General features: G+C 67.7%; 23 protein-coding genes, 1 tRNA gene and 3 pseudogenes. 18 read left to right on the top strand and 9 right to left on the bottom strand.

Annotated features, from left to right (window positions below; all coding sequences use genetic code 11):
• Window positions 1–48: 48 nt before the first annotated feature.
• The 3 genes from ACFE8Y_RS11725 to ACFE8Y_RS11715 all read right to left on the bottom strand — a co-directional run bounded on the left by ACFE8Y_RS11725 (window position 49) and on the right by ACFE8Y_RS11715 (window position 5,079).
• Window positions 49–1,617, bottom strand: a complete 1,569-nt coding sequence (locus ACFE8Y_RS11725) for a DUF262 domain-containing protein (protein ID WP_375464558.1) — start codon at window positions 1,615–1,617, stop codon at window positions 49–51.
• A gap of 146 nt (window positions 1,618–1,763) precedes the next feature.
• Window positions 1,764–3,701, bottom strand: coding sequence for an ABCB family ABC transporter ATP-binding protein/permease (locus ACFE8Y_RS11720; protein ID WP_375464557.1), 1,938 nt, complete (start codon window positions 3,699–3,701; stop codon window positions 1,764–1,766).
• 64 nt (window positions 3,702–3,765) lie between these two features.
• A complete protein-coding gene (locus tag ACFE8Y_RS11715; RefSeq protein WP_375464556.1) occupies window positions 3,766–5,079 on the bottom strand; it encodes a LysM peptidoglycan-binding domain-containing protein in 1,314 nt (437 codons plus the stop codon).
• Between the two features lie 230 nt (window positions 5,080–5,309).
• Between ACFE8Y_RS11715 and ACFE8Y_RS11710 the strand changes: the two genes are divergently transcribed.
• Window positions 5,310–5,912 (top strand): TIGR00730 family Rossman fold protein, encoded by a 603-nt coding sequence (locus ACFE8Y_RS11710; RefSeq protein ID WP_375464555.1) that lies wholly within the window; start codon window positions 5,310–5,312, stop codon window positions 5,910–5,912.
• Window positions 5,913–6,310: 398 nt separating this feature from the next.
• Here ACFE8Y_RS11710 and ACFE8Y_RS11705 read toward each other — a convergent pair whose 3' ends face one another.
• Window positions 6,311–6,478 (bottom strand): hypothetical protein, encoded by a 168-nt coding sequence (locus tag ACFE8Y_RS11705; RefSeq protein WP_375464554.1) that lies wholly within the window; start codon window positions 6,476–6,478, stop codon window positions 6,311–6,313.
• Window positions 6,479–6,650: 172 nt separating this feature from the next.
• Window positions 6,651–9,443, bottom strand: coding sequence for a [protein-PII] uridylyltransferase (locus tag ACFE8Y_RS11700; protein WP_375464553.1), 2,793 nt, complete (start codon window positions 9,441–9,443; stop codon window positions 6,651–6,653).
• Window positions 9,444–9,750: 307 nt separating this feature from the next.
• Here ACFE8Y_RS11700 and ACFE8Y_RS11695 point away from each other — a divergent pair, with 307 nt between their 5' ends.
• Both ACFE8Y_RS11695 and ACFE8Y_RS11690 read left to right on the top strand, forming a co-directional pair.
• Entirely contained in the window at window positions 9,751–10,713 is a 963-nt protein-coding gene (locus ACFE8Y_RS11695) for an aliphatic sulfonate ABC transporter substrate-binding protein (protein ID WP_375464552.1), read from the top strand.
• Between the two features lie 77 nt (window positions 10,714–10,790).
• A complete protein-coding gene (locus ACFE8Y_RS11690; protein WP_375464551.1) occupies window positions 10,791–11,630 on the top strand; it encodes an ABC transporter permease in 840 nt (279 codons plus the stop codon).
• A 549-nt stretch (window positions 11,631–12,179) separates the two neighbouring features.
• Here the strand turns inward: ACFE8Y_RS11690 and ACFE8Y_RS11685 are convergent.
• On the bottom strand, window positions 12,180–12,344 hold the full coding sequence (locus tag ACFE8Y_RS11685) for a hypothetical protein (protein ID WP_375464550.1): 165 nt from the start codon (window positions 12,342–12,344) through the stop codon (window positions 12,180–12,182).
• Window positions 12,345–12,501: 157 nt separating this feature from the next.
• On the bottom strand, window positions 12,502–12,780 hold the full coding sequence (locus tag ACFE8Y_RS11680) for a hypothetical protein (RefSeq protein ID WP_375464549.1): 279 nt from the start codon (window positions 12,778–12,780) through the stop codon (window positions 12,502–12,504).
• 114 nt (window positions 12,781–12,894) lie between these two features.
• Between ACFE8Y_RS11680 and ACFE8Y_RS11675 the strand changes: the two genes are divergently transcribed.
• The 4 genes from ACFE8Y_RS11675 to ACFE8Y_RS11660 all read left to right on the top strand — a co-directional run bounded on the left by ACFE8Y_RS11675 (window position 12,895) and on the right by ACFE8Y_RS11660 (window position 15,866).
• Complete coding sequence (locus tag ACFE8Y_RS11675; protein WP_375464548.1) at window positions 12,895–13,671, top strand: ABC transporter ATP-binding protein; 777 nt, start codon at window positions 12,895–12,897, stop codon at window positions 13,669–13,671.
• Window positions 13,672–13,758: 87 nt separating this feature from the next.
• The gene (locus ACFE8Y_RS11670) at window positions 13,759–14,268 is read left to right on the top strand and encodes an OsmC family protein (RefSeq protein ID WP_375464547.1); all 510 of its coding nucleotides are present in this window, start codon (window positions 13,759–13,761) and stop codon (window positions 14,266–14,268) included.
• A 140-nt stretch (window positions 14,269–14,408) separates the two neighbouring features.
• Window positions 14,409–15,020: a DUF4274 domain-containing protein gene (locus ACFE8Y_RS11665; protein ID WP_375464546.1), complete on the top strand. Its 612-nt coding sequence runs from the start codon at window positions 14,409–14,411 to the stop codon at window positions 15,018–15,020.
• Between the two features lie 76 nt (window positions 15,021–15,096).
• A protein-coding gene (locus tag ACFE8Y_RS11660) for an IS5 family transposase (RefSeq protein WP_375464545.1) occupies window positions 15,097–15,866 on the top strand; the annotation gives its coding sequence in 2 pieces (ribosomal slippage) (window positions 15,097–15,412 and window positions 15,412–15,866; 771 coding nt in all).
• A 486-nt stretch (window positions 15,867–16,352) separates the two neighbouring features.
• On the opposite strand, the gene ACFE8Y_RS11655 is transcribed toward ACFE8Y_RS11660, so the two are convergent.
• A tRNA-Arg gene (locus tag ACFE8Y_RS11655) sits at window positions 16,353–16,429 on the bottom strand.
• 82 nt (window positions 16,430–16,511) lie between these two features.
• Window positions 16,512–16,673: pseudogene (locus ACFE8Y_RS11650) on the bottom strand (ISAs1 family transposase); the annotation flags it as partial.
• Window positions 16,674–16,765: 92 nt separating this feature from the next.
• Here ACFE8Y_RS11650 and ACFE8Y_RS11645 point away from each other — a divergent pair.
• The 11 genes and pseudogenes from ACFE8Y_RS11645 to ACFE8Y_RS11595 all read left to right on the top strand — a co-directional run.
• Window positions 16,766–17,062: pseudogene (locus ACFE8Y_RS11645) on the top strand (IS481 family transposase); the annotation flags it as partial.
• 61 nt (window positions 17,063–17,123) lie between these two features.
• A pseudogene (locus ACFE8Y_RS11640) lies at window positions 17,124–17,388 on the top strand (transposase); the annotation flags it as partial.
• 285 nt (window positions 17,389–17,673) lie between these two features.
• The gene (gene urtA / locus ACFE8Y_RS11635) at window positions 17,674–18,942 is read left to right on the top strand and encodes an urea ABC transporter substrate-binding protein (RefSeq protein WP_375464544.1); all 1,269 of its coding nucleotides are present in this window, start codon (window positions 17,674–17,676) and stop codon (window positions 18,940–18,942) included.
• Between the two features lie 164 nt (window positions 18,943–19,106).
• Window positions 19,107–20,033 (top strand): urea ABC transporter permease subunit UrtB, encoded by a 927-nt coding sequence (gene urtB / locus ACFE8Y_RS11630; protein WP_375464543.1) that lies wholly within the window; start codon window positions 19,107–19,109, stop codon window positions 20,031–20,033.
• A 10-nt stretch (window positions 20,034–20,043) separates the two neighbouring features.
• Window positions 20,044–21,213, top strand: a complete 1,170-nt coding sequence (gene urtC / locus ACFE8Y_RS11625) for an urea ABC transporter permease subunit UrtC (RefSeq protein ID WP_375464542.1) — start codon at window positions 20,044–20,046, stop codon at window positions 21,211–21,213.
• A gap of 7 nt (window positions 21,214–21,220) precedes the next feature.
• A complete protein-coding gene (gene urtD / locus ACFE8Y_RS11620) occupies window positions 21,221–22,006 on the top strand; it encodes an urea ABC transporter ATP-binding protein UrtD (protein ID WP_375464541.1) in 786 nt (261 codons plus the stop codon).
• A gap of 74 nt (window positions 22,007–22,080) precedes the next feature.
• Window positions 22,081–22,770: an urea ABC transporter ATP-binding subunit UrtE gene (gene urtE, locus ACFE8Y_RS11615; protein WP_375464559.1), complete on the top strand. Its 690-nt coding sequence runs from the start codon at window positions 22,081–22,083 to the stop codon at window positions 22,768–22,770.
• Between the two features lie 10 nt (window positions 22,771–22,780).
• Window positions 22,781–23,797: an alpha/beta fold hydrolase gene (locus ACFE8Y_RS11610; protein ID WP_375464540.1), complete on the top strand. Its 1,017-nt coding sequence runs from the start codon at window positions 22,781–22,783 to the stop codon at window positions 23,795–23,797.
• A 77-nt stretch (window positions 23,798–23,874) separates the two neighbouring features.
• On the top strand, window positions 23,875–25,104 hold the full coding sequence (gene fmdA / locus ACFE8Y_RS11605) for a formamidase (protein ID WP_375464539.1): 1,230 nt from the start codon (window positions 23,875–23,877) through the stop codon (window positions 25,102–25,104).
• A gap of 2 nt (window positions 25,105–25,106) precedes the next feature.
• Window positions 25,107–25,424: an FmdB family zinc ribbon protein gene (locus tag ACFE8Y_RS11600; protein WP_375464538.1), complete on the top strand. Its 318-nt coding sequence runs from the start codon at window positions 25,107–25,109 to the stop codon at window positions 25,422–25,424.
• Window positions 25,425–25,669: 245 nt separating this feature from the next.
• A partial coding sequence (locus tag ACFE8Y_RS11595) for a nitrilase-related carbon-nitrogen hydrolase (protein WP_375464537.1) occupies window positions 25,670–26,237 on the top strand: 568 nt, incomplete at its 3' end.

The raw sequence follows: 26,237 nt of genomic DNA, 5'->3' as shown, positions 1-26,237 counted from the left end.
GCCAACGCTCTCAACAATCCTGCCTGAGATCAGCCGCTCAAACAGGCTCTAAGAGATTGTAGAAGTATTCCGTCGAGCACTTTCCTTCACCCCAGTGTTACAGTAAGGATGTGTCAACTGCAAATTTGATAGGTCGGAGTTACCTCCTTGGGACATCGGAATACGATGATCAATTGAAACACCCTGTGATGGCACCAACCCATTACAGACCGCACATTTGGGAGCGTGCTCAAGTAAGGTAGTGATCATTAAGCCAGATTTGACTTGTGTCGAGTACCGGGTTGGTGAAACGCCCGAATAAGGATTTTCAGCGGGCTGAAGATAGGTAAATTGTTTGTTTGTCGTCAGACTATTTATGATATTTTCATCATCCATGTTTGCAGATATGCTTGCCAATACATGTTTATAGAAATCTATTAGGTGCGAACGCCCAGAATCTTTCGTGCCAAATTTACGCACTATCTGATTAAGCAGTGTCCTGTGCTGCATGATGAAATCTTCAAGGCGGCCGCGCAAACTAATAAATTCATTTAGCTTCTTTCTGCGGTCATAGTCAATAATTATCTCTGACATAGCAAGCAACAAGATCGGTTGTTGCTTACCTGTCCAGCTGTAAAAATAAACTGCTGGATGCAAAGCAAGTGAAGCTGGGGCATTGCTAAGCATCAGCTGCGCAGCGCGACGCGTTCTCTTCAAAAATTTAATTGCCTTATAGCCGTCAGTATCAATTTCGTCGTCATGAGGGCCAACACTTAGATTGATAAAATCATAAATCATTCGCAATGTCGGTGAAGCGTACACCGACCCGCCAGCCGGAAGACTCAGATTTTTTATTGGATATTTGAGGTTTGGCTCAAAAAAAATAGAGTGGCACTCGACGGCTACCTTCTTTAGCTCTCTCTGAACACCGCCGGAAAAGGTAGACCAATATTGATGCCCTGTTCCACGTCTAATTATCGCCCGAGCAGCCATCACATTTGGAAATCTACGACCTTTTATTAGCTGTAATTCTTGTGGAGTTATCTGAGCTGCCTGTTGATTAATACGCGCGAATGACCCTTCAGCCTTCGTGGCATCCCCGCGAACCCATTGGAGGCTCAGCACGCGGCTGCCAAGCGCACGACTGTGTGCAACGATGTCAGGACCGTAACCGTCAGGATTACGCGCTGCCTCAACATGTACAGCGTAGGAGCCAATCTCTTTATTGACTAGCGTACGAACGCGGCTCGCGTGTTCCTGCTGCTCAGGTGGTAATGAGTGCCCAAAAAATTTCTGCGAGGCGGCCCCATCGCCATAATCATCATGAACCCAAGCAATAAGCGCACTGAGCCGGTGGCTACCATCAATAACAAACAGATATTCGCGATGTTTCCATAAAATTACTGCTGGTATTAGGTCGCCATCAATAAAGGTCCTAACTAGACCTGCAACGCGCTTCGCGTCCCATTCAGCCGTCTCGCGCTGAAAATCTGGCTTACGAAGCGCGTTGTAAAAGAAAGCGCCTGGCTCGAAGTCTCGGATCGAGACAGTTTGCTGGACTGGCGCATCATCGTTGACGGAAACGGCCTCAAAATCTTCGCGAGGAACAAGAGCGTCTAGATTAACTGCGATGGCCACGAGATCCTCATTGCTTCATCAGCCGAAACGAGCAAGCCAGCCATTAGATTGGATGATTCGGGTGGGTATGGTAGCATCCTCCGTCAGGTTGTCTTGTAGGGCGACCCTGCGAATCGTCGGGTTTGCACATGTAGGCTGGTAGTTTTTTACTCCACCAACACAGCCTCCCCCCGCACCACACGAGCCGGAGTTACGCGCGCGCGGTCGGCTTCCTCCTCCGCGCGCCTGAGCGCCGCCCGCGCCGCATCCGCCTCGCGCTGGCGGTTCCACAGCGCCGCGTAGACGCCGTCCTGCGCCAACAACTCGGCGTGCCTACCCCGCTCGACGATGCGGCCGTGGTCGAGCACCAAAATCTCGTCGGCGTTCACCACCGTTGAGAGGCGGTGGGCGATGACGAGCGTGGTGCGGCCCTTCGCGATCCGGTCGAGCGCGTCCTGGATGTGCGCTTCCGTGAACGAATCCAGCGCCGAGGTCGCCTCGTCGAGGACGAGGATCGGCGGGCTCTTCAGGATGGTGCGGGCGATGGCCACCCGCTGCTTCTCGCCGCCCGAGAGTTTTAAGCCGCGCTCGCCCACGGGCGTGTCGTAGCCCTGCGGCAGGCTCTCGATGAAGCGGTCGATCTGGGCGAGCCGGGCGGCGTCGCGCACCTCGGCCTCGGTGGCGTCCCAGCGGCCGTAGCGGATGTTGTAGCCGATCGTGTCGTTGAACAGCACCGTGTCCTGCGGCACCATGCCGATCGCCGCGCGCAAACTGTCCTGGCGCACCGCGGCGATGTCCTGCCCGTCGATCAGGATGCGGCCCCCTTGCGGCTCGTAGAACCGGAACAGCAGCCGCGAGAGCGTCGACTTGCCGGCGCCCGACGGCCCGACGATCGCCACCGTCTGCCCCGAGGCGACCTCGAACGAGACGCCGCGCAGGATCGGCCGGTCGGGACCGTAGGCGAAGGCCACGTCCTCGAAGCGCAGCGCGGCCTGGCCGACGCGGAGCGCCGGAGCGCCGGGCCTGTCGGCGATCTCCGGGTTGCGGTGGAGGATGCGGAACATGTCGTCGATGTCGATCAACGCCTGTTTGATCTCGCGGTAGATCATGCCCATGAAGTTCAAGGGCATCGAGAGCTGCACCAGCATGGTGTTGGCGAGCACGAAGCCGCCGATCGTGGTGCGCCCGGCCAGGATGTCGCGGGCGGCGAGCCACATCACCGCGCTCATGCCGAGCGTGAAGATCACCGCCTGGCCCGCGTTGAGCACGGCCAGCGACACGTAGGTCTGCGTCGAGGCCTTCTCGTATTTCGCCATCGAGCCGTCGTAGCGCGACGCCTCGCGGGCTTCGGCGCCGAAATACTTCACCGTCTCGTAGTTCAGAAGCGAATCGACCGCCCTGCCGTTGGCGTCGGTGTCCGAGTCGTTCATCCGGCGGCGGATCGCGATCCGCCACTCGGTCGCCTTGTAGGTGAAGCCGAGGTAGGCCGCGACCATCGCGAACACGACGGCCGAGTAGGTCCAGTCGAACTCCCAGGCGAGCACGCCGAGCACCAGCGCGAACTCGACGATCGTCGGCACCAGCGTCAGCACCATCAGGCGCGACAGCTCCTCGATGCCGGAGCGCCCGCGCTCCAGCACGCGGGTCAGCCCGCCGGTCTTGCGCTCCAGGTGGAAGCGCAGGCTCAACCGGTGCATGTGCGCGAAGGTCTGGAAGGCGAGGCGCCGCACGGCGTGCATCGCCACCTTGGCGAACAGCCCGTCGCGCGCCTGCGTCAGCCCGGCCATGACGATCCGCGACAGGCCGTAGAGGGCGATCAACGCCATCGGCGCGGCGAAGAGGCCGGTGGGGATCGCCTCCCCCTTGCCGCCGGCCGCGGCGACGAGCGCGTCGGTGATCCACTTGAAGGTGAAGGGCGTCACCATCGTCGCGAGCTTGGCCACCAGCAGCAGGCTGAGCGCCAGGAACACGCGCCGCTGCAGGTCCGGCCGGCCGTAGGGCCACAGGTAGGGCCACAGGCGGCGGTAGGTGGCCACGAGGCCGGGGCGCGCGACGGGCGGGCGGGCCTGCGGCCCGGTCGCGCCGGCCGCGGGTTCGGTTGTCATTGAAGGGTCCGGGGATCGTCGTCTGGACCTCGCATATGGGGCCGCGGGGGCCCCTCAGACACCCTCAGCCGCGGCCGCCGGCCTTCAGGCCCGCCTTCGCGTCCTCCCCCGGCAGGATGAAGAGCTGGCCGGGATAGATCAGGTCCGGGTTGCGGATCTGCTGCTGGTTGGCATCGTAGATCACCGTGTAGCGGTCGCCCCGGCCGTAGAGGCGCCGGCTGATCTGCCACAGGCTCTCGCCGCGGCTGATCCGCGCCGTCGTGACCGCGGCGACGAACACGCCGCCCGCGGCCGGCTCGACCGCCGCGGGCGTCGGGCTCCCGGCGGGTGCGACCGGCACCGCCCGCCCGTCGAGCGAGGGCAGCGCGGCGGGCGGCGCCAGGAACGCCGCGTCGCGTCCCGTGGGCTTGGCCGCGACCGCGACCGGCTCGGGCACCGCGAACGGCACCTCGGCGCGGCCCCGGACCTTGCCCGAGCCCGCCTCGACCTGATCGACCCGCACCCGGTACGCGCCCGCCTTCACCCCGCTGCCGATCGTGAAGGTCACCGTGCCGTCGCTGCCCGCGCGCCCCGGCGCGATCAGGGTGTCGTTGAGGTAGAGCCGCACGCTCGCGCCGGGCGGGGCGCGGCCGGTGACGAACAGCCGCCCGCCCTCCTGCGCGTCGACGCTGACGATCGTGACCGGCGCGGCGCTCTTCGCAGCCCCCTTGGCGGTATCCTTGGCGGCCCCCTTGGCGCCGTCCCTGGCCGCCGTGGCCGCGCCCTTCGCCATCGGCGCCGCGGCGGGCTCCGGCTGGGACAGCACCACCGTCGGCCGGTCGGGCGCGGTGAGCGCCACGAGCGGCTTGGCGTCGCGCGTGCGCGAGACGGCGACCGCGACGCTCTCGCGCGAGCGCGTCGCGCGCCCGTCGGCCGTCGTCGCGCGCAGGACGATCTCGCTGCTGCCCACGGGCAGCGCCGGCGGAACCAGGGCGAACTGCCCGTTCGCGTCGGCGCGGGCGCGGGCCACGGCGCGGCCGTCGACCAGCATCTCCACGACGGCGTTCGGCGCCCCCCGCCCCGCGACGACGGCCTCGCCGTTCGGCTCGACGCGGACGAGGTCGAAGGTCGGGGCGCCCGGCTCGATCGAGGCCGCGGCGTCGGCCGGCAGCGTTCCGCCCGGCGGCGCGGCCTGCGCCTGCCGGCCCGGATCGGGCGTCGGCGCGGGCGCCCCGGCACCGGGCGACGGCGCGCCGAGCCCGGCCTGCCCACCCGCGGGCGCGCTCGGGACGCCCGCGGGCCTCAGGATCGCACCGCCGAACAGGGCGGCGACGAGCCCGAGCCCGAGGAGGAGCCCGAGGACCATCAGGGCCAAGCCGCGCCGCAACTCCGCCGTCATGGCGATCCATCCCCTCCCGCGACGCCTCGGGCCGTGGCGCGGCGAGAAGGCCTCGAACCGCTTCGCGAAAAACCGTCGACTGTTCCGCTCATATTACCGTACATGTCCGAGACACCAAGCCGATCCGCCCGCGCGCGGGCGAATCTTCCGCGAATTCAGCACTTTGGCCTGGGCGATCGCAGGTCTTCGCGGGTGCGCGGCTTCACGGGACGATCGATGGAGGACGCCGGATGGCTCCGGTGAGAACGGTCTGTGTCTATTGCGGCTCCGGCTTCGGCGGAGATCCGGACTTCCGCGAGGCGGCGGAAACCTTGGGCCGCGCGCTCGCCGCGGCCGGGCTGCGGCTGGTCTACGGCGGCGGCGACGTCGGGCTGATGGGCACCGTCGCCCGCGCGGTGCTCGCGGGCGGCGGCCACGTCACCGGCATCATCCCGGACTTCCTCCAGGCCCGCGAGCACATGCTGGCCGACATCCAGGAGACGGTCGTGGTGGGCGACATGCACACCCGCAAGCGGATGATGTTCGAGCGCTCGGACGCCTTCGTCGCGCTGCCGGGCGGCATCGGCACCCTGGAGGAGTTGGTCGAGCAGCTCACCTGGGCGCAGCTCGGCCGGCACGCCAAGCCGATCCTGCTCGTGCAGGTGGCCGAGTTCTGGAACCCGCTGCTGACCCTGTTCGCCCACATGCGCGCCCACGGCTTCATCCGCGCGGGCCTCGACCTGAACTACCTCGTGGCCGGCCACGCGGGCGCGGTCGTGCCAATGCTCCGGGACGCGTTCGGGCGTTCGGGGGACGATCCGGCAGCCGAGCGGTTCGTGGCGGAGCACCTCTGAAGCCGCACACCGGGTCGCCGGAGGATCATCCGGCACCTCGACATCACGGGCAGCCAGCGAAGAGGTCGGCGGCCCTGCCCGACCTGCACCGGCCGAGCCGCAACCCGGCCGCATTCAGGATGCGGGGCCGCGCACCGCGCGAAGCGCGGGAGCCGGCGTTCAGGCCAAGATGCCGATCATCTTCGTCCGGTCGTGGAAGCCGGCGACCGCGACCATCGGCCCGTCCACCACGCGGACGGTCCAACGCGCCGCCCTGCCGAAGACACGACGGTGCCATGAACATCGCATCGTCGAGGAGCGCGCCCGGGGACGGCTCTCCGAAGCCCTGGTCCCCAGGACCTCCCCTGCCGGACGGGGTCGATCGCGCGGCGAAGGCTTCAGCCGTCGCGGCGGCTCGGTCAGGCAGCCAGCCGCATCGGGGCTGGAATGTTCCTGTTACCCGCCGTCGCCAGGGTCGCGCCGGCCTGGGACTGCCGGCGGGGCGACAGGACATCGGCAACGACGAACACCAGGGCGGCGTTGGCGGCGGCGGCGGCAACAACGGCGGACATCAGAAGGACAGTCATGGCGGGCATCCAGAAAGCTCAGTGCGATGCGAGCGATATGAGCGCTGATCGGCTTCGCTGGTATGCCACATTTTACACTCTTGGCATGCTTTGAACGCATGCAACACGGCATCCTAGCCACTTGCTCTGCATATTCTGTCGTTTTCCGGCCTGTGAGGCGGGTAATCCGGCCTCACGCCTCCCGCGGCGGCGGCGCGGCGACCAGCGCCTCCAGCCCTTCGGCCTTCATCGCGGCCACGTCGCCGGCGAACACCTCCATCACCGCGCTGCGGATCGCGGCCTGCCGGTCGGGCTGGGTGACGCGGGTGCCGGTGAGGTCGGTGACGTAGAACACGTCCACCGCCCGCTCGCCGAAGGTGGCCACGTGCGCCGAGGTGATGTTGAGGGAGAGCCGGTTCAGCGACGTGGTCAGCTCGTAGAGCAGGCCCGGCCGGTCGAGGCCGGTGACCTCGACCACGGTCTCGCGGCTCGACAGGGCGTTGTCGATGGCCACGTCCGGCGGGATCAGGAAGGTCTTGGCCCGGCCGTTCATCGGCGGGTGCTTGTCGGCCACGAGGTCGGCGATCCGGATCTCGCCCTTGAGCGCGCGCTCGATCGCCGTGGTGATACGGCGGCCCCGGCGCATCTCGTCCTCGTCGCGCTCGAAGGCGCGGGAGATGAAGATCGAGTCGAGCGCGAAGCCGTCGCTCGTGGTGAAGGCCTGCGCGTCGACGATGTTGCCCCCGGTCGCGGCGCACGCGCCGGTGACGATGGCCAAGAGCCGCGGGTGGTCCGGCGCGTAGACCGACAGTTCGGTGACGCCGCGGACGGGATCGGTCTCGATGTCGACGGCGCTGGTGCGGCCGGCCGCGATCGCCTCCTTGATGAAGCCGGCGTTCTTGAACTGGCGCAGCCCATCGACCTTCAGCCAGTAGGCTTGGTTGTGGCGGCCGGCGTAGGCGTCGAACTCCGCCGACGACCAGTCGGGCAGTTGCTCGCGCAGGCCCATCTGGATCAGGCGCACGCGGTCGGTGCGGGCGAACTCCGAGTGGCCGCCCGACAGCACCACCTCGGTCTCGTCGTAGAGGGTGCGGATGAGCGTCCCCTTCCACGCGGTCCAGACCCCGGGGCCGACGGCGGTGATGTCGGCGACCGTCAGGATCGTGAGCAGCCGCAGGCGCTCCAGGGTCTGCACGACGGCTGCGAACTTCTCGATGGTCTTGGAGTCCGACAGGTCGCGGCTCTGGGCCGTCATCGACATCAGCAGGTGGTGCTCGACGAGCCACGCCACCGTCTCGGTCTCCAGCGGCGTCAGGCCGAAGCGCGGGCAGAGTTTTTCCGCGATCGCCGCGCCGACGATCGAATGGTCCTCGGGGCGGCCCTTGGCGATGTCGTGGAGCAGGATCGCGACGTAGAGCGCCCGGCGGTTGTGGATCGCGCCGACGAGCCGCGAGACCAGGGGGAACGCCTCCTCGGTGCGCCCGGAATCGATCGCGGCGAGCACGCCCAGCGCGCGCAGCAGGTGCTCGTCCACCGTGAAGTGGTGGTACATGTTGAACTGCATCATCGCGACGATGCGCCCGAAATCCGGGACGAAGCGGCCGAGCACCCCGGCCTCGTTCATCTGGCGCAGCACCGATTCGGGCGCGTTCTTCGAGGTCAGGATCTCGAGGAACAGGCGGTTGGCCTCCGCATCCGCGCGCAAGCCGTGGCCGATCAGGCGCAAGGACCGGCTCGCCAGCCGCTTGGCGTCGGGATGGATCGCGAGGTTGTGCCGGTCGGCGAGCCAGAACAGCCGCAGGAGGTTGACCGGATCGCGCTCGAAGGCGTCCTCGGCCCGCACGTTGACCCGGCCGTGGTCGAGCCAGAAATCCTCGGCCTCGATGGCGGTCGCGCGGAAGCGGTCGCGGAACTTCCCGATCCAGCGATCGAGCACCGGCGTGCGCTTGGCGTGGCGCGCCTCCAGCTCCGCGCAGACGATGGCGGTGAGGTCGCCGACGTCCTTGGCGATCAGGAAGTAGGCCTTCATGAACCGCTCGACGCCCGACAGCCCGCCGCGGGCCCCGAAGCCGAGGCGCTCGGCGATCCTGGGCTGGAGCCCGAACGAGAGCCGCTCCTCGGCGCGGCCGGTGACGAAGTGCATGTGACAGCGCACCCGCCACAGGAACTCGTCGCAGCGCTCGAACAGGCGGTACTCCTCGGCCGTGAACAGGCCGGCGGCGACGAGCTCGGCCTGGTCGCGCACCCGGTAGGTGTACTTGGCGATCCAGAACAGGGTGTTGAGGTCGCGCAGGCCTCCCTTGCCGTCCTTGACGTTGGGCTCGACGAGGTAGCGCGAGGAGCCGGCCTTGGTGATGCGCCCGTCGCGCTCGCGGAGCTTGGCCTCGACGAACTCGGCGGCCGAGCCCATCACCAGCTCGGAATCGAAGCGCGTCACCAGCTCCTCGAACAGGGCCCGCGTGCCGAACAGGAAGCGCGCCTCGAGCAGCGCGGTGCGGATCGTCATGTCGGCGCGGGCCTCGCGCAGGCATTCCTCCACCGAGCGGGTGGCGTGGCCGACCTTCAGCTTCAGGTCCCACAGCACGTAGAGCATCGCCTCGACGACGCTCTCCGACCACGCGGTCTGCTTGTAGGGCAGCAGGAACAGCAGATCGATGTCGGAGCCCGGCGCCATCGTGCCCCGGCCGTAGCCGCCGGTGGCGATCACCGCGAGCTGCTCGCCGGTGGACGGGTTGCCGTTCGGGTAGAGCCGCCCGACCACGGCGCCGTGGATCGCGCGCACCACCGCGTCGGTGAGGTTCGAGAGCGCGCGCGCGCAGCGCAGGCCGTCCCGGTCCTTGAGGAGTTGCGCCTCGGCGGCCCGGTGGCCGGCCTCGATCACGCGCTTCAGCTCCGGCACCAGGACGGCGCGCAGCTTGGTCGGCTCGCGGGCCTCGCGGTCCAGGGCGTCCAGAACCTTGTCGAGGGCTGCGACGGCGTCGAACATCGTCGTTCGTTAGCATGATCCGTCCGACCTGCCAGGGGGCGCGCACGACGCGGCGCGCACGACGCGCGGCGGAGCGCCCCGCGCCGGGCACGCTGCGCGAACGCGGCCGACGGGACGCCGGTCCGGCAGATCGCGGCCTTCCTGCAATGCGCGTGACGCACGGCCTCTTCGCCTCCCGGGCGCGCGCCATTCCCAAAAGCGCCTCCCGACGAAGCGGCGGCATCGTCCTTTCTTGCGGAAATATTGTTTGACATAAAGAACGCAGCGACCTAGCCCGGATCGACGCCCGATCCGAAACGGACCCGCCATGCGCCTGCACCGCCGCTCCCTCCTCGCCGCCGCCCTCGCGCTCGCTGCCGCGCCGGCCTTCGCCGCAGACCCGAAGGAGATCCGCCTCGACTGGGCGACCTACAACCCCGTCGGCCTCGTCCTGAAGGAGAAGGGCTTCCTGGAAGAGGCGCTCAAGCCCAGGGGCATCGCGGTGCGCTGGGTGCAGTCGCTCGGCTCGAACAAGGCGCTCGAGTTCCTCAACGCGGGCGCGCTCGACATCGGCTCGTCGGCCGGCGCCGCCGCGCTCGTCGCGCGCATCAACGGCAACCCGATCCGGGCGGTCTACGCGTTCTCGCGGCCGGAATGGACCGCCCTCGTCACGCGCAAGGATTCCGGCATCGCGACTGTCGCCGACCTCAAGGGCCGCCGCATCGCGGTGACCCGCGGCACCGATCCGCACATCTTCCTGATCCGCGCGCTCCAGGGCGCGGGGCTCGCCGAGCGCGACGCCAAGCTGGTGCTGCTCCAGCACGCCGACGGCCGCACCGCCCTCGACCGCGGCGACGTCGATGCCTGGGCCGGCCTCGACCCGATGATGGCCGCGGCCGAGATCGAGAACGGCGACCATCTGCTGTTCCGCGACGCGGCGGCCAACACCTGGGGCCTGCTCGCCGTGCGCGAGGCCTTCGCGGCGGAGAACCCGGAGCTCGTGCACGCCGTGGTCGCCGCCTACGAGCGGGCCCGCCTGTTCGCGATCCGGAATCCCGAGGCGCTGAGGAGCGCCCTCGTGACGGCGACCAAGCTGCCCGAGCCGGTGATCGCCCGGCAGCTCGCCCGCACCGACCTCTCGGAGCCGGCGGTCGGCGAGGCCCAGGCCGGATCGATCCGCGCCGCCGGCCTCGCGCTGCAGCAGGCCGGCCTCATCCCCACCGCCACCGACGTCCCGGCGGCGGTCAACGGTCTGCTCGACGCGCGCTTCAACCCGGCGCCCGCCCGCTGAGGCGGTCTTCCGGCCCGCCGATCGAACCGACCGCGGTTCCCCCCGATGCCGACCTCCCACGCCCGCTCGGCCACCCGATGACCGGCCCCGCCTCGGTCCCGGTCGGTCGGCCCGCCGCGACCGCCTCTCCGCCCCGTGCCCCGGCCCTCGGCCATGGCGGACGCGCGGCGCTCGGGCTCGTCCTGCCGCTCGCGCTGGCGCTGGGCTGGGAGGTCGCGGTGCGGGCCGGCCTCGCGCAGGGGCGGTTGCTGCCGCCGCCGAGCCGGATCGGCGCGACGCTGTGGGCGCTTGCCGCCTCGGGCGACCTGGGGATGCACGTGCAGGCGACGCTGGTGCGCGTCGCCCTCGGCTTCGTCCTCGGCGCCGCCGCGGGCATCGTGGCGGGCGCGCTCACCGCGACGCTGGCGCCGCTGCGCTGGCTCGCCGATCCGAGCCTGCAGGCGCTGCGCGCCGTGCCGTCGCTCGCCTGGGTGCCGCTGTTCATCCTGTGGTTCGGCATCCTGGAGGCGCCGAAGGTCGCCTTGATCGCGGTCGGCGTGTTCTTCCCGGTCTACGTGGGCGTCGCCGGCGCCATCGCGTCGGTCGACCGCAAGCTCGTCGAGGTCGGGCGGATCTTTCGCCTGTCGCGGCCTGCGCAGGTCCGGCGCATCCTGCTGCCCGCCGTGCTGCCCGCGACGGTGACGGCGCTCCGCACCGGGCTCGGGCTCGGCTTCCTGTTCGTGGTCGCGGCCGAGCTGATGGGCGCGTCCGAGGGCCTGGGCTACCTGCTGATCGACGGGCAGCAATTCGGCAAGCCGGAGCAGATCCTGGCCGCGATCATCGCCTTCGCGGTGGTCGGCAAGCTCGCCGACACGGCCCTGGTCCTGCTGACCGGCCCGCTGCTGCGCTGGCAGGACACGGCCCGCGCGGCCCTGTAGCGGCCCGGCTCGTCGATCCTGGATCGCGAGGAAGCCCGGATCGGGCGCGGGTCCCCCCTCCCGTTCGGGAGAGGGACAGGGCCGAGAACGCTCCGGATACGGCAGGCCCCTCGCCCCGACCCTTTCCCCTTAGGCTCTCGGATGCGCAGATGTGGGCGGTTGGCTTGGACGATGCTCGCGGGCAGCGCAGACCGACCCCCTCTCCCGCACGGGAGAGGGGACCCGCGCTTCATCCTTTACGACGCGAGATGTGTGAATGCCGTAGCCCCCTGGGAGAGGGGGCCGCGCAGCGCCGCGCGCGATCCATCGAGCGCCGTCCCGGCAAGAGGCATGGTTCCGTAAGCGCTCGCGCGCGTGGGAAGGGTGCGGCCTCTCCGGGCGGACCTCGCCCCGGCCCTCTCCCGCACGAGAAAGGAGGGCCGTCGCGCCAATGGGGATCGTCCGGTGGCGCGGCGCACCAAGTCTCGTGACCCATGAGAGCCGGCGGACGACCACCCCGCCGTCGAGGGGGTCGCATCCCGAGTGCGTCGAACGCCTCGGGACGCGGTATCAGTCGCGCTCGGCCTCGTCCGCGTCGTCGTCCGCTTCCGCCGGCTCAAGCGCGGCGCGCGCGACGACCGGCGGGAACAGCTCGGCGAGCCCGGCCGCCACCCCGTACAGGATCGGATCGGAGCCGAAACCGGTCTCGGGTGGGTGGAGATCGCTCTTGACCATGGAACCCGTTTCCCCAATCAACGCCCACCTTTCCGCTGCCACGGGCTGCCGAAAGACCGACCGGCAACCGCTGGCTGCCACTATCCTTTTTTAAATCGCGCCGCCGCGGTTCGTTTCACGAACCGGAAGAATCTTTCATGCCCGACGCCGCAGATCGTCACCCGTGCCGGCGCAGCACGAGGCGGGAGGCCGGGGCGGCGAGCGGGCAGGCGGCGGGGACGACGGCGAGGACGGCCGAGCTCGGGCACCGGGCGCGGCAGGCGAGCGCCGCCGCGATCTGGTCCCGGCCGCAGGCCTCGGCGAGGCAGAACCGGCCGAGGTCCTCGCAGGAGGCCAGGAACCGGCCCGGCTCCGGCCGCTCGCGCAGGTCCGCGCCCGCGGCCGGGACGGTGATGAAGGCGGCCAAGGCTGCCGCCGCGAGCCGGGGCCGTATCACGCGTCGCGCCTCCCCTCGATGCCGGCATCATCCGTAGCATTGGCGGACGGCCGCGCCCTGTGGCATCCCCGCGACAGGTCTTCCGCATCGCGAAGAATCTCCCCGGGACCCGACGTGCTCGCCATCCAAAGCCTGTCCAAGACCTACGCCGACGGCACGCAGGCGCTTGCCGGCATCGATCTGACGGTCGCGGCCGGCGAGATCGTCGCGCTGATCGGCGGCTCGGGCTGCGGCAAGACCACCCTGCTGCGGCTGGTCGCCGGCCTCGACCGGGCGAGCGCGGGCGCGGTGAGCCTCGACGGCGCGGCGATCACGGCGCCCCACCCGGGCGTCGGGCTGGTGTTCCAGGAGCCGCGCCTGCTGCCGTGGCTCGACGTCGCCGGCAACGTCGGCTTCGGCCTCGCGGGCGTGCCGAGGCCGGAGCGGCGCGCCCGCGTGGCGCACGCGCTGGAGCGGGTGGGCTTGGCCGAGCACGCGGCGCGGTGGCCGCGGGAGCTGTCGGGCGGGCAGCAGCAGCGGGTCTCGATCGCCCGCGCGTTCGTGGCCGCCCCACGGGTGCTGCTGCTGGACGAGCCGTTCTCGGCGCTCGACGCCTTCACCCGCAAGGATCTGCACGGCCACCTGCTCGCGCTCTGGGCCGAGACGCGCCCCACCGTCCTGATCGTCACCCACGACGTGTCCGAGGCGGTGGCGCTCGCCGACCGGGCGGTGGTGATGCGCCCGAAGCCCGGCCGCCTCGACGAGACCGTCCTGCTCGCAAGCCCCCGCCCGCGCGACCCGGCCTCGCCGCAGAGCGAGGCCGCGGCGCGCGCCATCCTCGCGGCGCTGGACCGCTCGCTCCGCCCGGCCGCGCCCCGCCCCGCCGCGGCGCCGGCCGGCAACTGGTGGTGAGCGGGCGCTGCGGCGGAGACCCGGCCTGTTGAGCCGCGGCGCACTTCCCGCTAACCGCGACCGACGCAGCCATTGAGGACAACGACCATGGACGCCACCACCCTGCGCGCGCTGCAGGCCCCCCTGAAGGACCAGTACCGCGCCGCCCCCGACGCCGCCGTGATCACCCTGCGGGCGAGGGGGTCGCTGGACGAGACGGGCATCGCCTGCAAGGTCGAGACCGGCCGCGCGCTCGCAGTGGCGGGCCTGCACCCGGCGACCGGCGGCTCGGGCGCCGAGCTGTGCTCGGGCGACATGCTGCTCGAAGCGCTCGTCGCCTGCGCCGGCGTGACGCTGAAGGCGGTGGCAACCGCGCTCGAGATCCCGCTGCGGGCGGGCACGGTGAGCGCCGAGGGCGACCTCGACTTCCGCGGCACGCTCGGCGTCGACAAGGCGGCCCCGGTGGGCTTCCGCGCGATCCGGCTGGCGTTTTCCCTCGACACCGACGCGCCGCAGGACAAGCTCGACCAGCTCCTCAAGCTGACGGAGCGCTACTGCGTCGTGTTCCAGACCCTCAACCACAAGCCGGAGCTGTCGGTGGCCGCCGCCCGCGGGTAGCAGTCCGACGCGGACGCTTAGTATCCACTTGGAATAGCGGGACTATGGGTGGGAAGCGGACAGCCCGCGACGGGCCTCGCATCATGCAATCCTTAATACTTTCGTCCTATCTTGCGCCGATGTCCGGGAGACCGCCCACAATGGACGATCCAAGCGCCGAGGAACGTGAACTTGTCGCTGACAACATCGCTTGGCTTAGGGAGGCAGGGCCCGACGAATGGCATCGGGTCGCGCTGGATTTCAATTGGGGGCAACCCCTCTACGTGCTGGACTGGATAGTCCGGCAAGACGATTGCGATGCCGCGACGGCACTGACCATCTTCTGGTTGGGTGAACCGACTTGCTGGATCGAAGAGACGCGAGCGCGTGGCGAAGCTTCCGATGGTTTCTCCGATCTCAATCGATCAATCTGCGCCTACGTGGCTCACCGAGTTGCAACTGGAGGCTATACGCGGTCGAGGATCGCCTTCACGCCGGACGTTTCGATGAAGCAGACGTACCTGGAGCTTGTAACCGACGAGAAGGCCCTTGCTCGTCCCAACTTCCGTGCGCACCCCAAGTTAACCCGCATGCTTCGCGGCCGTACGGTCGTGAACGACAAGCATTTCTATGATCGATACCCCAAGCGTTTTCATTATTCTGTTCTTGTTGACCTGCCTGACGCCAGCCCCCGCTCCACCGCGCTAATGGAAACAATTAGATTGATTGAGGAGAGGGCGCGGGAACTGCTTCCCTCGTGGCTCCGAGCCTGAGGAGATGACTAGGGACTGTCGTCGCCTGAACCGATTGCCAGCGCTTGCGTTTTATCCCTCCAAGGGAGGAGGGACGATGCTGAGCGACGCACAGTGGTCCGAACTGGAGCCTCTGGTGGAAGCCTGCCGGCCGAAGGCCAAGACGCCACCGCAGGATCTTCACCGCACGATGTCGGCGATCCTCTGGCGGCATCAGAATGGGGCCAAGTGGCGGGCGATCCCGGCGGCGTTGGGCCCGTGGTGGCGGGCCGCGCAGATCTTCATCCGCTGGGCTCGTGCCGGCGTGTGGGAGCGCCTTCTGAGCCTGGTGCAGGAGCGGGGCCTGCAGCTTGGCATGGTTTTCCTCGACGGCACGAACGTGCGCGCGCATCAGAAAGCGGCTGGTGCCGCCAAAAGGGGGGATCTGCGACCGAGCGAGACCATCGTGAAGCTCTTGGCCGCTCGCGTGGCGGCTATGGGACCAAGGCCTGCGTGATCGCAGACGGCAGCGGACGCGCCATCGCCTTTCAGCTGGCGCCCGGTCAGGCTCATGAGCTGCCCCACGCCGTTTCCTTGCTCGACCGATTGCCGGGCGTGCCCAAGTGGGTCGTGGGGGATCGCGGCTACACCAGCCACGCCTTTCGCAAACACATCTGGGACATGGGCGCCCGTCCGGCGATCCCGCCGCAGCGCCACGAGGCCCCCGTCGCCTGCCCGGACTGGATCTACAACAATCGTCACCACGTCGAGCGCCTCTGGGCCAGGCTCAAGGAGTGGCGCGCCATCGCTACCCGTTACGAGAAGACCGCACGCAGCTTCATGGGTGTCCTCTGTCTCGCCGCAGCCCTCGACTGGCTCAAACGATGACAGACCCTAGTTCATCTCGAACGCGGGCGTAGGTGTCTTCCTGCCAGCCCAGTTCGCCGAGAAGGCGGCCATTGCCCGCCGATCCACCGAAGTCAGCCAAAGCATCCAGGAATTTGTCCCGCAAAACTTCACGCACGTGCCGCACCTCTCACACTGTGCACACATAAGCGGATGTTAGGAGCGAGGCCAAGCTTGGTGAGTGCGATTGTCACCCCAATCGGAACCCTGGCTGGAAGGCGCCGCGAATTAGGAACGGCCACATCCGCTATGAATCAGGAGCGGCGGTTCAGCGCCTATCTGCCCAAGGGCGGCTCATGGCGTAAAACCGCCGCACTCGAATCGAGGCGGCACTTGATTACGAGGCGATCGGCCTCGAATTTCTCCACCAGACCCTTCTTGTAACCCCAAGGTAACCACGGCCTTACAGAGCCGTTTCGAACCACTCGGAGCAGTTCGCTAAGGCCTGGTTTCCGAAGGGAGAAGAGGTGGCGACCCCGGCAGGGCTCGAACCTGCGACCTGCCGCTTAGAAGGCGGCTGCTCTATCCAGTTGAGCTACGGGGTCAGGGATACCAACATTCTCAGAAGCCATGGGTCCTCAGGCCAGTCAACCCGGCGGTCTCCTGGGCCACGGCGACGCGTTGACGTTAACGGGTTTGATGGACGAGGTCGTTGAGGACGGATGTGCTCCATCCTGCGGCTTTACGCGTTGTTTTGATGGAGTGTTTTCCTTTTCCGGCCCGGACGATGTTGAAGGCGACGCGTCGGACGAGGGCCATGTTGTGAGCGCCGTGCCCGCGTCGCAGACGGGAGAGGTCTCCCGGCCTTCAAGGCGAAGGTGACGCTGGCCGTCCTACGGCGTGAGAAGACGCTGGCCGAACGGACCCAGCACTTCGACGTTCATCGCATCACCGGCAACCGCACGCGCCAGAGCACCGGCCGCCGCATCGGCTGGGAGGCCCTGCATCTGGCCATCGACGCCCCTTCGAGGCTCGCCGACGCCGAGACCCTACCGGCTGAGAAGCGCGGCTCCGGCCTGACGTTCCTGGCCAACGCCCTGCACGTCTTCCGCCGCCACGGTATTGCGGTCGCGCGCGTGATGACCGACAACGGACCCGCCTGCACACCCCCGCGCTACGCCAAAGCCCAGGGGCGGCTGAGCATCTGGCATAAGCGCACCCGACCCTACACCCCTCAGGGCGTATCCCTGTAGACGGATTTCGAGGGTGTCCTACGTCCGTGGCTTGCAGAGCCCGTCGCACCCGCTGGGTTGCCACGACCCGCCCAAGCCCACTCGCGAGGTGATAGATGCGATCGTCCTCGTGCTGCGCACTGGCTTGCCCGTGGAACGCGCTGAACGCCACCAGGATCTGCTCGTCCTGCGTGGCCCATCGCCGCTTCCAGGACTGGACCGAGGCCGGGGTGTTCGAAGCGTTCTGCCAAGAGGGGCTCCTGGCCTACGATGGGCTGGACGGGAGCAGGGGCCAAGCGCCCCTGGGTGGGGGAAAAACCGGCCCCAATCCGCCGCATCCTCATCCGTTAGGACAAGAAGCCCCGAAACGACCTCGCCCTCCTCCACTCCGCCTGCGCCGTCATCACACGGCGAACCATCCTACCAGGATAGCGTCTTAAGCCCATATCTCAGTCGGTGACTGGCCGAAGTTAGAGGAGCCTGCGCCGCTCCGTCTCGACCGGCCATACGCAAAACAGCGTATATGCTGCGATGCAACCTAAGCCTTAGCCTGAGCCTCACGATCCGCGGCCACCGTTCGTTAGGGTCGCCGGATGCGAGAACAGGGCGAGGGCAAGATGGCTGACGACGATCACGGCTCGGATCGGGGCTTGCACTCGCCCCTGCGACGCAAACTGCTGATGGGGCTGGCCGCCGCCCCGGCGCTCAGCCTCCTGCCGCGCTCGGCCTTCGCTGCCGGCCCGGCAACCTCCGCGGTCAACTCCACCGGTCTCGCGGTGACCGACACCGAGGTCACCTGCGGCATCCTCCACTCGATCACCGGCACGATGGCGATCTCGGAGACCGGCGCCCAGCAGGCCGAGAAGCTTGCCATCGAGCAGATCAACGCCTCCGGCGGCATCCTGGGCCGCAAGATCAAGATCATCCAGGAGGACGGCGCCTCCGACTGGCCGACGTTTGCCGAGAAGGCCAAGAAGCTCCTGGTCAACGACCACTGCGCCGCGGTGATGGGCTGCTGGACCTCGGCCTCGCGCAAGGCGGTGCTGCCGGTGTTCGAGCAGTACAATGGCCTGCTGTACTACCCGACCTTCTACGAGGGCCTGGAGCAGTCCAAGAACGTGTTCTACACCGGCCAGGAGGCGACGCAGCAGATCCTCGCCGGCCTCGACTGGGTGCACAAGGAGAAGGGCGGCGACTCGTTCTTCTTCGTCGGCTCGGACTACATCTGGCCGCGCACCTCGAACAAGATCGCCCGCAAGCACGTCGAGAACGTGCTCAAGGGCAAGGTCGTCGGCGAGGAGTACTTCCCGCTGGGCCACACCCAGTTCAACTCCGTCATCAACAAGATCAAGCTGACGAAGCCCAAGGTGATCTTCACCGACGTGGTCGGCGGCTCGAACGTGGCGTTCTACAAGCAGCTCAAGGCGGCCGGCATCGATCTGTCGAAGCAGGTGCTGATCACGATCTCCGTCACCGAGGACGAGATCGACGGCATCGGCGGCGACAACATCGCCGGAGCGTTCGCCTGCATGAAATACTTCCAGTCGATCGAGAACGACAACAACAAGAAGTTCGTCGCCGACTTCAAGAAGATGTGGGGCGACAAGACCGTCATCGGCGACGTGACGCAGGCCGCCTATCTCGGTCCGTACCTGTGGAAGATGGCCTGCGAGAAGGCCGGCTCGTTCGACGTCGACAAGGTGGTCGCCGCCTCGCCGGACCTCGAGTTCAAGGGCGCGCCGGAGGGCTACGTCAAGATCGATCCGAACCACCACCTCTGGTCGAAGACCCGGGTCGGCAAGGCCAAGACCGATGGCCAGTTCGAGATCGTCTACGAGAGCCCCGAGCTGATCAAGCCCGACCCGTTCCCGAAGGGCTACCAGTAGGCCGCACCCGCGCGCCGCGGATGCGGCGCGCGACTTGCAGGGCACGCCCGGACGCACGTCCCCACCCGCCGACCTCCGCCTGAGGTGTACGGTTGCGGACAGGGCAACCGTACAGACCGGCGGGCCACGGCCCTTCGGGGACCCCGACGGCTCGGAGCGCGCGGATGTTCGGTGACTACTCCCTCGGCGACCTCGGCTCGATCTTCGCGATGCAGGGCTTCGCCGGCCTGATCCTGTTCTCGGTCTACGTGCTGATGGCGCTCGGCCTCGCCATCATCTTCGGCCAGATGGGCGTGATCAACATGGCGCACGGGGAGTTCATGATCCTCGGTGCGTACATGACCTACCTGTGCTCCGCGTTCTTCCAGGCGCACCTGCCGGCCCTGTTCCCGGCCTACTTCTTCCTGGCGATGATCCTCGCCTTCCTGGCGTCCGGCGCGATGGGGATGCTGGTCGAGTGGGCGCTGATCCGCCACCTCTACAAGCGCCCCCTCGACACCCTGCTCGCCACCTGGGGCCTGTCGCTGATCCTGCAGCAGGCCTACCGCTCGATCTTCGGCGCTCGCGAGGTCGGCGTCGAGCTGCCCACGTGGCTGATCGGCTCGGTGCAGGTCACGGACTCGATCGAGGTGCCGATCAACGGCCTGTTCGTGATGGCGGTGACCACGCTCATCACCGTCGGCGTCGCGCTGCTGATCTACCGTTCGCGCTTCGGCCAGCAGGTCCGCGCCGTGGTGCAGAACCGGGCGATGGCGGGAGCGGTCGGCATCGATACCGAGAAGGTCGACCGCTACACCTTCGGCCTCGGCTGCGGCATCGCGGGCGTCGCGGGCTCGGCCTTCACGATGATCGGCTCCACGGGGCCGACCTCGGGCCAGCTCTACATCGTCGACACCTTCCTGATCGTGGTGTTCGGCGGCGCGGCGAGCCTCCTCGGCACCATCGCCTCGGCGTTCTCGATCTCGCAGACCCAGTCGACGCTGGAGTTCTTCCTCTCCGGCTCGATGGCCAAGGTGCTCACCCTGCTCGCGGTGGTCGGCATCCTGATGCTGCGGCCGCACGGCCTGTTCACCCTCAAGGTCCGGCGCTGAGGATTTCACGATGAAGAGCCCGATCCAGACCCTGACCAAGTCGGTCACCGTCAACGACAACCCGTTCATGAAGCCGATCGAGTGGCTGAGCCTCGCGCTGCTCGCCGCCGTGATCCTGATCGTGCTGCCGGGCCTGCTCGACGCCTTCCGCCTGAACCTCGTGGGCAAGTACCTCACCTACGCCTTCGTGGCGCTCGGCCTCGTCATCTGCTGGGGCTACGCCGGCATCCTGTCGCTCGGCCAGGGCTGCTTCTTCGGCATCGGCGGCTACTGCATGGCGATGTATCTGAAGCTCGAAGCGTCGAGCGTTGAAAATACAAAAATCCAGTCGACGCCGGGCATTCCCGACTTCATGGACTGGAACCAGATCACGTCCCTGCCGTGGTTCTGGAAGCCGTTCCAGAGCCTGCCGCTGACCCTGATCCTCGTCATCGGCGCGCCGGCCCTGTTCGCCTTCGTCATCTCGACGGCGATGTTCCGGCGCCGGGTCGGCGGCACCTACTTCGCCATCATCACCCAGGCGATCGCCGCGATCCTGACCATCCTGATCGTCGGGCAGCAGGGCTACACCGGCGGCATCAACGGCATCACCGACCTGCGCACCCTGCACGGCTGGGACATCCGCACCGACCGCGCCCACACCATTCTCTACTTCGTCAACGGCGGGCTGCTGCTCACCTGCATCCTGATCGCGCAGTTCGTGAAGAAGTCGAAGCTCGGGCGCATCCTCGTCGCCATGCGCGACAAGGAGGACCGGGTGCGGTTCTCCGGCTACTCGGTGGCCGGCTTCAAGGTGTTCGCCTTCTGCCTCGCGGCCGCGTTCGCTGCGATCGGGGGCGCGATGTTCACCCTCCAGGTCGGGTTCATGTCGCCTTCCTTCGTCGGCATCGTGCCCTCGATCGAGATGGTGATCTACGCCGCCGTCGGCGGGCGGATGTCGCTGTTCGGCGCGGTCTGGGGCACGCTGCTCGTCAACTGGGCCAAGACCAGCTTTTCGGAGTCCTTCCCCGACCTGTGGCTGTTCGGCCTCGGCGCCCTGTTCATCGCCGTGGTGCTCGCCTTCCCGAACGGGCTCGCCGGGATCTGGCGCGAGCACATCGAGCCGCGCCTCACCCGCCGGGTGAAGGCGCTGCGCGCGCCCAAGCCCGTCATCGTCCCCCACGGCGCCCCGGCCGAGTGAGAGAGCCATGAACGCCGCGATCCTCCCCTCCTCGGCCATCGGCGCGGGCTCCGCGCCGCCCGACCACCTCCTCGCGGTCGAGGCGCTCACCGTCTCCTTCGACGGCTTCAAGGCGGTCAACGACGTCTCGTTCTACGTCGACCCGAACGAGATCCGGGTGATCATCGGCCCGAACGGCGCCGGCAAGACCACGGTGCTCGACCTGATCTGCGGGCGGACGCGGGCCAGCACCGGCTCGATCAAGTACAAGGGCCAGGAGCTGACCAAGCTCACCGAGAGCGCGATCGTCCAGGCCGGCGTCGGCCGCAAGTTCCAGACGCCGTCGATCTACGACGACCTGACGGTGTTCGAGAACCTGGAGATCTCGTTTCCGCGCGGCCGGTCGGTCTTCGGCGCGCTGACCTTCAAGCGCGACGCGGAGGTGCGCGACCGCATCCACCAGGTCGCCGAGACCATCTTCCTCAAGGACCAGCTCCTGGAGCGGGCCGAGTTCCTGAGCCACGGCCAGAAGCAGTGGCTGGAGATCGGCATGCTGCTGATCCAGGACCCGGAACTGCTGATGCTCGACGAGCCGGTGGCGGGCATGAGCGTCGGCGAGCGCATCAAGACGGCCGAGCTCCTCAACCAGATCATCGTCGGCCGCTCGGTGCTGGTGATCGAGCACGACATGAAGTTCGTCGAGGACATCGCCCACCGCGTCACCGTGCTGCACCAGGGCAAGGTGCTGTCGGAGGGGTCGATGGAGCGGGTCAAGAACGACCCCAAGGTCATCGAAGTGTACCTCGGACATTGAGCGCCATGCTGCAGACCGCGCAATCTTCCCCGGCGAAGGCGCCGCCGATGGGCGCCGTGCCCGACGCCCCGCCGATCCTCAGCGTGCACGACCTCCACGCCGCCTACGGCCAGAGCGAGGTGCTGCACGGCCTGAACTTCTTGGTGGCGCCCGGAGAGATCGTCGCGGTGATGGGCCGCAACGGCATGGGCAAGACCACCTTGATGAAGACCCTGATGGGGATCGTGGCCACGAAGGCCGGATCGATCCGCGTGGGCGACGCCGAGATCAGCGGGCTCAAGAGCCACGCGCGCGTCGCCAAGGGCCTCGCCTACGTGCCGCAGGGCCGGATGATCTTCTCGACCATGACGGTGCAGGAGAACATCGAGACGGGGCTCACCGTCACCGGCGGGCGCAAGGTGCCCCAGGACCTCTACGACATGTTCCCGGTGCTGCTGGAGATGAAGGGCCGGCGCGGCGGCAACCTCTCGGGCGGCCAGCAGCAGCAGCTCGCCATCGCCCGCGCGCTCGCGAGCCAGCCGAAGGTGTTGCTGCTCGACGAGCCGACCGAGGGCATCCAGCCCTCGATCATCCGCGAGATGGGACGGACCCTGAAGCGAATCCGCGACGAGCGCGGGTTGTCGATCGTCGTGTCAGAGCAGGTGCTGAGCTTCGCGCTCGACGTCGCCGACCGTGTGCTGGTGATGGAGAACGGCGAGATCGTCCACGAGAGCCTTCGCGCCGACATCGACGAGGCGCAGGTCGCCCGCTTCCTCTCGGTCTGAGGGAGGACCCATGGCCGATTACGAGATCTTCGAGCTCGGCGACTTCGTGCTCCAGTGCGGCAAGACGCTGCGCGGGGCCAAGCTCGCCTTCAAGACCTTCGGCACGCTCAACGCGGCGCGTGACAACGCCATCGTCTACCCGACCTGGTATTCCGGCCAGCACACCGAGAACGAGTGGCTGATCGGACCGGGCAAGGCGCTCGATCCGGACAAGTATTTCATCATCATCCCGAACATGTTCGGCAACGGGCTCTCGTCCTCGCCGAGCAACACGGCCCCGCCCTGGAACGGGCCGCGGTTTCCCAACGTCACCGCCTACGACAACGTCACCGCCCAACACCGGCTGGTCACCGAGCATTTCGGCATCGAAAAGCTGGTGCTGGTCACCGGCTGGTCGATGGGTGCGCTCCAGACCTACCATTGGGGCGCCCTCTACCCCGACATGGTCCCGCGCATCCTGCCGTTCCAGGGCTCGGCCAAGTGCTCGCGCCACAACTTCGTCTTCCTGGAGGGGGCGAAGGCGGCGCTCCAGGCCGACGCCGCCTTCGCGGACGGCTGGTACGCGAGCCCGCCGAACAAGGGCCTGCGCGCCTTCGGCCGGGTCTACGCCGGCTGGGGCCTGTCGCAGACCTTCTACCGGATCGAGGCCGATCTGACCCACATGGGCTACGCCTCGCTCGAGGACTTCCTCGTCGGGTTCTGGGAGGGGCTGTTCTACACCCGCGATGCCAACGACCTGCTCGCGATGCTGTGGACGTGGCAGAACGGCGACATCGGCGCCAACCCGGTTTTCCACGGCGACACCAAGGCCGCGCTCCGGGCAATCACCGCGAAGGCGATCCTGATGCCGGCCTCGACCGACCTGTACTTCCCGCCTGAAGACAACCGGATCGAGGCGGAGTCGATGCCGAACGCGGAGTTGCGCGTGATCGACACGTGGTGGGGCCACTTCGCCGGCGGCCCCGGCACCAGTCCCGACGACATCAAGATCCTCGACGACGCGCTGAGAGAGCTGCTCGCGAGCTGACGAGCCTCAGTCGGCGCGCCGGCCGGATGGGGCTTCGCCGTCCCCGTATCGCGAAAACAAGGGAGCACAGTCAAAAAATGCCCGAGACGCTGATCAAGGTCGATCTTACGCAATCGGCCTACGACAACGACATGGTCCACAACCGCTGGCACCCGGACATCCCAATGGTCGCGACGGTGAAGCCCGGCGACGACTTCATCGTCGAGACCTACGACTGGACCGGCGGCTTCATCAAGAACAACGATTCCGCCGACGACGTGCGCGACATCGACCTGTCGATCGTCCACTTCCTCTCCGGCCCGATCGGCGTCGAGGGCGCCGAGCCCGGCGACCTGCTGGTGGTCGACCTGCTCGACATCGGCGCCAAGCCCGAGAGCATGTGGGGCTTCAACGGCTTCTTCTCGAAGAACAACGGCGGCGGCTTCCTCGACGAGCACTTCCCCCAGGCGCAGAAGTCGATCTGGGATTTCGAGGGGATGTTCACCAAGTCGCGCCACGTGCCGGGCGTGCGCTTCCCCGGCCTGATCCATCCGGGCCTCATCGGCTGCCTGCCCGACCCGAAGCTGCTCTCGACCTGGAACGTGCGCGAGAAGGGCCTCTACGACACCAATCCCGGCCGCGTGCCGGCGCTCGCCACCCTTCCCTTCGGCCCGACCGCGCATATGGGCCGGCTGACGGGCGAGGCGAAGGACAAGGCCGCGGCGGAAGGCGCCCGGACGGTGCCGCCGCGCGAGCACGGCGGAAACTGCGACATCAAGGACCTGTCGCGCGGGTCCAAGATCTACTTCCCGGTCTACGTGCCCGGCGCCGGCCTCTCGATGGGCGACCTGCACTTCAGCCAGGGCGACGGCGAGATCACCTTCTGCGGCGCCATCGAGATGGCGGGCTGGGTCCACCTCAAGGTCAGCCTGATCAAGGACGGCATGGCCAAGTACGGGATCAAGAACCCGATCTTCAAGCCGTCGCCGATCACCCCGAAGTTCGACGACCACCTGATCTTCGAGGGCATCTCCGTCGACGAGCACGGCGGCCAGCACTACCTCGACGTCCACATCGCCTATCGCCAAGCGTGCCTGAACGCGATCGAGTACCTGAAGAAGTTCGGCTACTCGGGGGCGCAGGCCTACTCGATCCTCGGCACGGCGCCGGTGCAGGGCCACATCTCGGGCGTGGTCGACATCCCGAACGCTTGCGCGACCCTGTGGATTCCGACCAAGATCTTCGAGTTCGACATCAATCCGGGTGCCGACGGGCCGACGAAGTTCCTCGACGGCTCGATCCAGATGCCGCTCTCGCCGGACCTCTGAGCATGCCGGTCTACGATTACAGTTGCGCGGCTTGCGGGCCGTTCACGGTGCTGCGCCCGATGGCGCAGTTCCAGGACCCGCACGACTGCCCCGATTGCGGGTCGGAATGCGGACGCGCCTTCCTCACTGCGCCGAACCTCGCCTCGATGGATGCGGGCCGGCGGACGGCGTTCGCCACGAACGAGCGGAGCGCCCACGCGCCCCGCCGCTCCTCCGGCCACGGTGCCGGCTGCGGCTGCTGCAGCGGCGCCAAGGCCACGAAGACGCCGGCCGCGGCCAAGGGTTTCCCGAGCGCGCGGCCGTGGATGATCAGCCACTAGCCCCCCTCTCCCCGCCTGCGGGGAGAGGGCCACGGACTCTTTGTCGGGTCCGTGGCAAGCGAGAGGCGAAGCCGAAGCGAGGGTGAGGGGGGTGATACCGGATCGGGGCTCATCCGGCACTCCCCCCTCACCTTCGGCTGCCGCCTCGCTGCGCTCCCCGACGAGGGGGAGACGCAGCCCTCTCCCCGCAGGCGGGGCGAGGGGATGCGCACGCCCGCATGAGTCCTTTAGGGAGACATCACGCCATGATGCACGGAGACATCTCATCGAGCGCCGACAGCGTCGGCGTCGCGGTGGTGAACTACAAGATGCCGCGCCTTCACACGAAGGCGCAGGTGATGGAGAACGCGGGCAAGATCGCCGACATGATCATCGGCATGAAGTCCGGCCTGCCGGGCCTCGACCTCGTGATCTTCCCCGAATACTCGACCCACGGGATCATGTACGATTCCGCCGAGATGTACGCCACCGCCGCCACCGTGCCCGGCGCCGAGACCGAGGTGTTCGCCGACGCCTGCCGCAGGGCGAAGGTCTGGGGCGTGTTCTCGCTCACCGGCGAGCGCCACGAGGAGCACCCCAACAAGGCGCCCTACAACACGCTCATCCTGATGAACGACCAGGGCGAGATCGTGCAGAAGTACCGCAAGATCATGCCCTGGACGCCGATCGAGGGCTGGTACCCGGGCGACCGCACCTACGTCTCGGAGGGGCCGAAGGGCCTGATGATCAGCCTGATCATCTGCGACGACGGCAACTACCCCGAGATCTGGCGCGACTGCGCCATGCGCGGGGCCGAACTCATCATCCGCTGCC

This window comes from uncultured Methylobacterium sp., from assembly GCF_964242245.1.
Classification (GTDB): domain Bacteria; phylum Pseudomonadota; class Alphaproteobacteria; order Rhizobiales; family Beijerinckiaceae; genus Methylobacterium.
The sequence above is the reverse complement of the archived record's forward strand: the minus strand, read 5'-3'. Positions and strand labels throughout refer to the sequence as shown.

Coding starts and splice junctions, on each gene's coding strand:
- ACFE8Y_RS11720 (WP_375464557.1), bottom strand. CDS start 3,701: ATGACAACCGAACCCGCGGCCGGCGCGACCGGGCCGCAGGCCCGCCCG.
- ACFE8Y_RS11715 (WP_375464556.1), bottom strand. CDS start 5,079: ATGACGGCGGAGTTGCGGCGCGGCTTGGCCCTGATGGTCCTCGGGCTC.
- ACFE8Y_RS11710 (WP_375464555.1), top strand. CDS start 5,310: ATGGCTCCGGTGAGAACGGTCTGTGTCTATTGCGGCTCCGGCTTCGGC.
- ACFE8Y_RS11705 (WP_375464554.1), bottom strand. CDS start 6,478: ATGACTGTCCTTCTGATGTCCGCCGTTGTTGCCGCCGCCGCCGCCAAC.
- ACFE8Y_RS11700 (WP_375464553.1), bottom strand. CDS start 9,443: ATGTTCGACGCCGTCGCAGCCCTCGACAAGGTTCTGGACGCCCTGGAC.
- ACFE8Y_RS11695 (WP_375464552.1), top strand. CDS start 9,751: ATGCGCCTGCACCGCCGCTCCCTCCTCGCCGCCGCCCTCGCGCTCGCT.
- ACFE8Y_RS11690 (WP_375464551.1), top strand. CDS start 10,791: ATGACCGGCCCCGCCTCGGTCCCGGTCGGTCGGCCCGCCGCGACCGCC.
- ACFE8Y_RS11685 (WP_375464550.1), bottom strand. CDS start 12,344: ATGGTCAAGAGCGATCTCCACCCACCCGAGACCGGTTTCGGCTCCGAT.
- ACFE8Y_RS11670 (WP_375464547.1), top strand. CDS start 13,759: ATGGACGCCACCACCCTGCGCGCGCTGCAGGCCCCCCTGAAGGACCAG.
- ACFE8Y_RS11665 (WP_375464546.1), top strand. CDS start 14,409: ATGGACGATCCAAGCGCCGAGGAACGTGAACTTGTCGCTGACAACATC.
- urtA (WP_375464544.1), top strand. CDS start 17,674: ATGGCTGACGACGATCACGGCTCGGATCGGGGCTTGCACTCGCCCCTG.
- urtB (WP_375464543.1), top strand. CDS start 19,107: ATGTTCGGTGACTACTCCCTCGGCGACCTCGGCTCGATCTTCGCGATG.
- urtC (WP_375464542.1), top strand. CDS start 20,044: ATGAAGAGCCCGATCCAGACCCTGACCAAGTCGGTCACCGTCAACGAC.
- urtD (WP_375464541.1), top strand. CDS start 21,221: ATGAACGCCGCGATCCTCCCCTCCTCGGCCATCGGCGCGGGCTCCGCG.
- ACFE8Y_RS11610 (WP_375464540.1), top strand. CDS start 22,781: ATGGCCGATTACGAGATCTTCGAGCTCGGCGACTTCGTGCTCCAGTGC.
- fmdA (WP_375464539.1), top strand. CDS start 23,875: ATGCCCGAGACGCTGATCAAGGTCGATCTTACGCAATCGGCCTACGAC.
- ACFE8Y_RS11600 (WP_375464538.1), top strand. CDS start 25,107: ATGCCGGTCTACGATTACAGTTGCGCGGCTTGCGGGCCGTTCACGGTG.